The 8262-nt window shown below is 62.3% G+C and carries 7 protein-coding genes and 1 pseudogene; 5 read left to right on the forward strand and 3 right to left on the reverse strand.

Going from position 1 to position 8262, the window contains the following annotated elements; all coding sequences use genetic code 11:
• The 3 genes from ENZ74_RS13605 to ENZ74_RS13615 all read right to left on the reverse strand — a co-directional run.
• Positions 1-1484, reverse strand: a 1484-nt coding sequence (locus tag ENZ74_RS13605) for an ABC transporter ATP-binding protein (protein ID WP_164761026.1), incomplete at its 3' end; no start/stop codon positions are given.
• A gap of 97 nt (positions 1485-1581) precedes the next feature.
• Positions 1582-2676: a BMP family ABC transporter substrate-binding protein gene (locus ENZ74_RS13610; protein WP_013529894.1), complete on the reverse strand. Its 1095-nt coding sequence runs from the start codon at positions 2674-2676 to the stop codon at positions 1582-1584.
• On the reverse strand, positions 2673-3509 hold the full coding sequence (locus ENZ74_RS13615; RefSeq protein WP_024505100.1) for a GntR family transcriptional regulator: 837 nt from the start codon (positions 3507-3509) through the stop codon (positions 2673-2675). Before ENZ74_RS13615 ends, ENZ74_RS13610 begins: the two co-directional genes overlap by 4 nt.
• Before the next feature lie 250 nt (positions 3510-3759).
• Between ENZ74_RS13615 and ENZ74_RS13620 the strand changes: the two genes are divergently transcribed.
• The 5 genes and pseudogenes from ENZ74_RS13620 to ENZ74_RS13640 form a co-directional block, all read left to right on the forward strand.
• Positions 3760-4617: an aromatic ring-hydroxylating dioxygenase subunit alpha gene (locus tag ENZ74_RS13620; RefSeq protein WP_032809603.1), complete on the forward strand. Its 858-nt coding sequence runs from the start codon at positions 3760-3762 to the stop codon at positions 4615-4617.
• Positions 4618-4646: 29 nt separating this feature from the next.
• Entirely contained in the window at positions 4647-5540 is an 894-nt protein-coding gene (locus ENZ74_RS13625) for an aromatic ring-hydroxylating dioxygenase subunit alpha (RefSeq protein ID WP_013529897.1), read from the forward strand.
• A gap of 21 nt (positions 5541-5561) precedes the next feature.
• Positions 5562-7328, forward strand: a complete 1767-nt coding sequence (locus ENZ74_RS13630) for a Rieske 2Fe-2S domain-containing protein (RefSeq protein WP_063168880.1) — start codon at positions 5562-5564, stop codon at positions 7326-7328.
• A 71-nt stretch (positions 7329-7399) separates the two neighbouring features.
• Complete coding sequence (locus ENZ74_RS13635; protein WP_063168879.1) at positions 7400-8050, forward strand: glutathione S-transferase; 651 nt, start codon at positions 7400-7402, stop codon at positions 8048-8050.
• Positions 8051-8108: 58 nt separating this feature from the next.
• Positions 8109-8262: pseudogene (locus tag ENZ74_RS13640) on the forward strand (S-(hydroxymethyl)glutathione dehydrogenase); the annotation flags it as partial.

Raw genomic sequence — 8262 nt, forward strand, 5'->3', positions numbered from 1 at the left:
GTCATCAGCAGCCCGACCTCTTCGCGGTCGGTCGTCTTGCGTACCAGCGGCGGTGACACGCGCCCCTGGCAGATCACCAGAAGCCGGTCACAAATCTCGAACAGCTCGTCGAGTTCTTCGGAGACGACGAGCACCGCCGCGCCGGCGCGGCTGAGGTCGACGATGGTCTGGCGGATGAAGGCGCTGGCGCCGACATCGACGCCCCAGGTCGGCTGGGAGACAAGCAGAAGCTTCGGCTCGAGCGCGATCTCACGGCCGACGATGAATTTCTGCAGATTGCCGCCCGACAGGCTTTGCGCCGTCGAAGCCGGACCGTTGGCCTTGACCTTGAACCTGTCGATGATGCCAGCTGCGAAGGCGCTGGCTTTGCGCCGGTCGACCAGGCCGTTGCGGACGGTGCCGAAGCGATGGGCGGTCAGAACCGCGTTCTCCCACAGCGTATGCGACGGTCCCGCGCCACGGCCCAGCCGTTCCTCGGGAACGAAGGCGAGACCGAGCTTACGGCGCTCGTCGGCACGAAGGCGAGCGGCAGCGGTACCGCAAATCCTGATCGCGTCGTTGTTGTGATGCGTGCGTTCGCCGCTGAGCAAGGCGATAAGCTCCGCCTGGCCGTTTCCGGACACTCCCGCCAGGCCGACGATTTCCCCGCCATGAACGTTGAAGGAGACGTCCTTCAGATCCACGCCGAAATGGTCTCTTGCCTTGACCGAAAGGTTGTTGACCTCGAGCACTGGCTTCTCGCTCGGGGTCGGCGGGCTGACATGCATTTCCGGCAGCTTCGAGCCGACCATCATGCGGGCGAGCTCGAGCGAGGTCGTCTCTTTCGGCCGAGCGGTGCCGGTGACCTTGCCGTTGCGCAGCACGGTTGCGGTGTCACAGAGCTCCTGCACCTCGTCGAGCTTGTGGCTGATGTAGACGATGCTGCAGCCTTCAGCGGCGAGTTGTCGAAGCGTCTCGAACAGCTTGACCACCGCCTGTGGCGTCAGCACGGAAGTCGGCTCGTCGAGGATCAGAAGCTTGGGCGCCTGCAGCAGGCAGCGCACGATCTCGACGCGCTGCCGCTCGCCGACAGAGAGGTCATGCACCTGGCGATGCGGATCGATCGGCATACCGTAGCGAAGCGAAAGCTCGCGGATCTTGGCGGCAAGCGAGGGCAGATCGAAGGCGCTGCTTGCCGAGAGCGCAATGTTCTCGACCACTGAAACGGATTCGAACAGCGCGAAGTGCTGGTAGACCATCTCGATGCCGAGCGCGCGCGACGTCGCCGGGTTGTGCGCCGCGATCGGATTGCCGTCGCAGAAGATCTCGCCGGAATCGGCCTGCGCCGCGCCATAGATGATCTTCATCAGGGTCGATTTGCCGGCGCCGTTTTCGCCCAGCACGGCGTGGATTTCGCCGGGCTGGATAGACAGCGAGACCTCGTCATTGGCGACGACGCCGGGATAGCGTTTGCGGATGTTGCGCAGTTCTAGACGCGGATGCATGGCGGGTCCTGCCGTGGCGTGAAGCGAGGTTGGACGGGAACCAGGCAGGGAGACGCCGAAGGTCGGTCTCGGCGCCTCCCTGGTTCTTTGATGGCGTTCAGCTCAGCTTGCCGATCATGCCTTTGACGAACCAGTTCATGCCGCGAACATCGTCATCGGCCAGGACGGAGCCTGCAGCGACCTTGAGGTTGCCGGCCTGGTCCTTCAACTCGCCGCCATAGGGGTGCACCTTGCCGCTGCCGATGTCGGCCTCGAGCTGCTTCAGCTTGGCCTTGGTGTCGGCCGGTATGCCGTCATTGTAGGGCGCCATCTTCACGACGCCCGCTGCCAGTCCATCCCAGCGCACTTCCGGCTTCCAGGTGCCGGCGGCGACGGCCTTGGCGGCGCCGACATAGTCGCTGGTCCAGTCGAGGACAAAGGACGTCAGCTGTTTGCCCGAAGCGAACTTGGCCATGTCGCTGGCGTAGCCGATCGACCAGGCGCCGCCTTCACCCGCGACCTGGACGCCCGTCGCCGTGTCGGTCATCGAGCAGATGACGTCGCAGCCTTGCGAAAGCAGCGTCTTGGCGGCCTCCTTCTCCTTGCCCGGATCGAACCAGGAATTGAGGAAGATGGCGTTGCAGGTGGCGTTCGGATTGACGCTTTGCGCACCGAGCAGCAGCGCGTTGGCCGGGCCGACGATATCCGGAATCGGAAAGCCGCCGATGAAACCAATCTTGCCCGATTTCGACATGTAGCCGCCGGCCGCGCCGGCGACGAAAGTGCCCTCGTAATATTTGGCTTCAAAGGTACCCAGATTGGCAAGGTGGACGATGCCGGAGCAATGTTCGAAAGCCACCTTGGGGAACCGCGGCGCCACTTTCTGCATGGGCGTTCCGTGCGAAAAGCTGGTGCCGAAGATCAGTTTGTTGCCGGCGCTGGCCAGCTCGCGGAAAATGCGCTCCGCATCCTGCGGCATGAAGATGTTGTCGATGACGGTGAGTTCGGCCTTGTCGCCGAACGCGGCTTTGATCGCCTCGACGCCAAGGCTGTGCTGCTTGGTCCAGCCGATTTCGGCGATCGGCGAGACGTAGACGACGCCGATCTTGAGCACCTCTTGAGCCTTGGCGACCGTGCTCAGCCCTCCGGCACCGAGCGCAGCACCCAGCGCACCGCTGTATTTCAGGAATCCGCGTCTTGTCAGGTCGTTCATGTCGGTAACCCTCTGTTGGTTTTTTTGGTTGATGCCCGGCTTGTCGATGCCCGGTCTTTGTTAGGGAGATGGACGTGCGCGTGCACCGCGCCGTCGCCATTCCCGGATGGTTTTGCCTGCCTCAATCCAGCCGATATCGTCGCTCCGTCGGCCTTGCCGTCGAGATAGGGTGCGAGCGCTTCGGCAGGCGTCATCTCCGGAAACACGTCGCGATCCATGATATAGCCGCGCACCACGGTGCGGTGATGCGTGTCGATCAGGTCCATGGCCTGTTTCAGGCGGCCCTTTTCCAGGAGGTCGACGACCCTCGAATGATCGTCGAGCAGATTGCAATAGTCGAAATCGGCTGAAATGAGCGAGCGCAGCAGCGTCGTGCGGCGCACCAGCTGGGCATGGATTTCCTGCATCACCTTGTTGCGGCTAAGGCGCACGAACACCGTGTGGAATTCCTGGCCGAGCACGTCGGCCAGCGCATCGTTGCCGGCGGCGACTGCCTGGCGCTGGCGTTCGACATGCTGGCGCAGCTCGGCCCATCCGGCGGGGCCAAGGCGATCGCTGAGCTGGGCCGCCACCCCCTGTTCGACAAGGGTCAGCGCGTCGTAAATCTCCATTGCCTCCTGCATGCTTGGCCTGGCGACGAAGGCGCCGCGGTTGCGCTCGATCTGCGCCAGCCCGTCATCGGCGAGCCGTATCAGGGCCTGACGCACCACGATGCGGCTGACATCGAATATCTCGGCAAGCTCGCGCTCGCCGAGCTTGCAGCCGGGCACCAGCCGATGGTCGATGATGGCGCGGGTCAGCGTGTCCGCGATCGTCTGGGAGCGGCTGCTCAAGGCACGGTTCTCCGCCTTTGCGACGACATGATCAGCAGGCTTTCCATGATGAAGACATGACGCTTCGGGATGTGCCATATCCCAGGTTCAGGTTTTCCATATCGGAATTCAATCATCATAGTCTGTCAACACAAAAAATGATTTTGGCTGACAAAAAATCATTGATTGGTATCCAATCTTGTGATTTCGTCATTGCGAAACGTCAGGCTAGGTTCGTGGTGAAGGGCTAGCCGAGTTGGGAGGGATGCCGATGGCAACCCGTTGCGTCGACCGCGAGCTTCTGAACGACTGGCATATCGTCGCTGACCAGGAATCGCTCAGCCAGGATGTGCCCTTTTCGACCCGTCTGCTTGGGGTCGATCTCGTCGTTCGAAAACATTCAAACAAGATCGAAGTCGTTCGCAACGATACCGGCGACGTGTTGAAGAGCGCCGAGCGCTATGGCTTCGTCTGGACCTGTCTGGACAAACCCTGGCGCGACATCATCTACATCCCCGAGGCCAACGAGGCGGATCGACATCTGGTCAGCGGCGGCTCGATCGCGGTCAAGGTGTCGGGCCTTCGCGCCGTCGAGAATTTTCTCGACATGGGGCATTTCCCCTTCATCCACACAGGCTGGCTCGGCGAGGAGCCGCATACCGAGGTCGTGCCTTACAAGGTGGAAATCACGCCCCAGGACGAGGTGCTGGCGACCGAATGCAAATTCTACCAGCCCATCGCGTCGCCGACCGCGAAGGAAGGGTTCGTCGTCGAGTACATCTACAAGGTGATCCGGCCCTATACGGTGGCGCTCTACAAGAGCAATCCGATCCAGAAGGGGAGGCTGGATGTCATCACGCTGTTCGTGCAGCCGGTCGACGAGGAGAACTGCGTCGCGCATCCCTATCTCTGCTACCTCAAGGAGGGCATGGATGCGGCGACGGTGCGCAGTTTCATGCAATTGATCTTCGCGCAGGACAAGCCGATCCTGGAAAACCAGGTCCCCAAGCGCCTGCCGCTCGATCCGCGCGCCGAGACGCCGATCCGCGCCGATGCCGTCTCGGTTTCCTATCGGCGCTGGCTGCGTGACAGGGCGGTCACCTATGGTGCGATACCGGCACAGATCTGATGACGTCCGAGGGTATTTGAAGGGATAACATGATGACGAAATGCGCTGATCCCGTGATCCTCAATCTCTGGCATCCCGTGGGCGCCATCGCGGAAGCTGCTCCCGGCGCCGTCCAGGAGACCGTTCTGCTCGAGGAGCGCCTCAGCTTTGCGGTGGACGCGGATGGCGAGCCCGTCGTCTGGCGCTCGCGTCCCGATGTGCAAAGGGCTGACCATATTCCACCCGCCGACAGGCTGCCTGCAATAAGCGCCTATGGCTATGTCTGGACTTCGCTCGGGTCGCCGCCGGCCGAGCTGTTCCCGATCCCCGAATATCAAGAGCCGGACCGCCGCAAGCTCAATGCGGCAACGTTCGGCGTCAACGTCTCGGCGCCACGCGCCATCGAGAACTTTCTCGACATGGGCCACTTCCCCTATGTGCATACCGACATACTCGGCGTCGAGCCGCATACCGAAGTCAAGGAATACGACGTCGAGATCTCCGTCGATCGCGACGAGATCCTGGCCACGCGCTGCCGCTTCTTCCAGCCGATGGCGTCGACGGCGTCCGATGGCGGCGCCGACGTCGACTACGTCTATCGCGTGCCGCATCCCTATTGCTCGGTGCTCTATAAATCGAGCCCGGTCGACGAGACCCGGCGCGATGTCATCGCCGTCTTCCTGCAGCCGGTCGACCAGGAGCATGTGCGCGCCCACATGCTGCTTTGCGTGCTCGACGAAGACAATGAAGACAAGGTGATCAAGCGTTTCCAGCAGACGATCTTCGGCCAGGACAAGCCGATCCTGGAAAACCAGGTGCCGAAGCGCCTGCCGCTCGATCCGCGCGCCGAGACGCCGATCCGCGCTGACAAGTCGGCCATCGCCTACCGGCGCTGGCTCAGCCAGAAGGGCGTGACCTACGGGGTCATCCCGGCTGCAGCCTGACAGACATTTTGGAGACGATTGATGTTGGAAGAAGCCAGAAGCCGGTGGCATCCGATCGCCGCTGCCCATGATTTGCCGTTTCGCCACGTTTTCCACGGCCAGTTGCTGGGCCGGGAATTCGCCGTGTGGCGGGCCGATGACGGTTACGTCAACATCTGGGAGAACCGCTGCCTGCATCGCGGCGTCAGGCTGTCGATCGGCATCAATGACGGGCGCGAACTGAAATGCCAGTATCACGGCTGGCGTTATTCGAACCGCACCGCTGGCTGCACCTATATCCCGGCTCATCCGGCCGATGCACCCGCCCGCACCATCACCAACCGCACTTTTCCGGCGGTCGAACGTTATGGCTTGGTCTGGTCCTCGGAAGAGCCGCGCGGGGAGGTGCCTGAGATTGCCGGCCTCGCCGAAGACAAGCTCCTCGCCTTGCGCGGCATCGCGGTCAACGCGCCGGCCGACAAAGTCGTCGAGAGGCTGAGAGCCTATCGCTTTCAACCCAACGGAGCGATCGACGGCGAGGGCGCCGACATTCTCGTCGAAGCCGCCCAGGATTTCGCTGTGGCGCTTCGCTCGCGAGCCAGCGGCGCCGAGACGCAGGGCGTTTTCTTCGTGCAGCCGGTCGATTCCAACCGTTCGGTGATCCGCGGCGTGCTCGATCAGGAGGCCGAGGGCGCCGCGCGCATTGCCATTCTGCGTCACCACAATGAGCGGCTTTCCAAGCTGCGCGACGAGGTCGAGCGCGACGTGGCGAACGCGCCGGCGCCGGCGCCGCTCGAGCCGGTCTACGAACGGGTCTCGGCCGAACTCGCCGAAATGCCTGAGGTGACCACGCATGGCCGCAAGGCTGCGCTGCGTGTCAGCGTGGCCAGAAAATGGCAGACCGCCGACGGGATCGCAGGCTTCGAGCTTCGTCCGATCAAGGGCATCCTGCCGACGTTCCAGCCTGGAGCTCATATCGACGTCCACATGCCCAATGGCGAGATCAGGCAGTATTCGATCACCAACGGTCCTGGTGAAACCGACAGCTTCACCATCGGCGTCAAGCTGGAACGGGACTCCAAGGGTGGCTCGAAATGCATGCATGAGACGGTGCGAGAGGGCGACGTGCTGGCGATTTCCGAGCCACGCAACAACTTCCCGCTGCGCCGCGATGCGATCAAGACGCTGTTCGTCGCCGGCGGCATCGGCATCACGCCGCTGCTCGCCATGGCGCAGGCGCTGAAGAACCAGGAGCTTGCGCACGAGCTGCATTATTTCGCGCAAGGCGAGGAACACCTCGCCTTTGCCGATCGGCTGAAGCATCTCGGCGATGCGCTGAAGCCGCATCTCGGCCTCTCGCCCGACGCGACCGGCGCCGAGCTTCGACAACTCCTCGCCGGTTATCGCAATGGCATGCATCTCTACATCTGCGGCCCGGGACCGATGCTGGAAGCCGCGCGCAAGATCGCGGCCGAGCAGGGCTGGCCGGATAGCGCCGTCCATTTCGAGTACTTCAAGAACACCAACAAGATCGACGACAGTTCGAGCTTCGAGGTCGCGCTGGCGCGCTCCTGCGTCACGCTTCAGGTGCCGGCGGGCAAGACGATCATGCAGGTCATGCGCGAAAGCGGCATCGATGTTCCGTCGTCTTGCGAGCAAGGCGCCTGCGGCACTTGCGTGGCGACGGTGATCGAGGGCGAACCGGACCATCAGGACGTCTACCTCAACGATGCCGAGAGGAAGGCCGGAACCAAGATCATGACCTGCGTTTCGCGCGCCAAATCGGCACGCCTCGTGCTGGACATCTAACTGTTTGTTTTACGCAATTCCGGACGGAAAACCGTTACACACTTTTCCTGGAATTGCTTTAGGAGCCGCCGATGATCACGCTTTACGACTACGAACTGTCGGGCAATTGCTACAAGCTGCGGCTGCTGATGAGTTTTCTCGGCATCGACTACAAGACCGTGCCGGTCGACTTCTACCCCGGCCGCGAACACAAGTCGGAATGGTTCCTGAAACTCAATCCGCTTGGCCAGCTGCCGGTCATCGAGGATGAAGAGCTGATCTTGCGCGATGCCCAAGCGATCCTTGTCTATCTCGCCTCGAAATACGATCCGTCGGGCACCTGGTATCCGCGGGACAATCCCGCTCTGCTGGGCGAGATCAGCCAGTGGCTGGCCTTTGCAGACGGTATCACTTCGACGGCGTCGGCCGCCCGCCTGCACGATGCGCTGTTTTATGACTTCGATATCGACGCCGCGCGTGCCGGCGCGCATCGCCTTTTCCGTATCCTCGACGAGCATCTGTGGTTCGGCGAACAGCAGGGCCGCAACTGGATCTGTTCGGCCAGTCACCCGACCATCGCCGACATCGCCTGTTTTCCTTACATCATCCTGTCGGAGGAAGGCGGTGTTCCGCGCCAGGACTATCCGGCTATTCGGCGCTGGTGCGACCGTGTCAAGCGCATCAAGGGCTTCACCGTCATGTCGGGTGTGTTTCCCGCCGGCCCCGGCAAGATCGCCGCATAGTCTGATCATAAGCGCCGCGTTCTGGCCCGGCAAAATAGAGATTTGGGAGAGAAAAAGAATGAAAACCCGCGCCGCTGTCGCTGTCGCCGCCGGAAAGCCGCTGGAGATCATGGAGGTCGACCTCGAGGGCCCGCGCGAGGGCGAAGTGCTGGTCGAGATCAAGGCGACAGGCATTTGCCACACCGACGAATTCACACTGTCGGGCGCCGATC

It is taken from the genome of Mesorhizobium sp. M7A.F.Ca.CA.002.15.2.1, from assembly GCF_003998715.1.
In the GTDB taxonomy this organism is placed as follows: domain Bacteria; phylum Pseudomonadota; class Alphaproteobacteria; order Rhizobiales; family Rhizobiaceae; genus Mesorhizobium; species Mesorhizobium ciceri.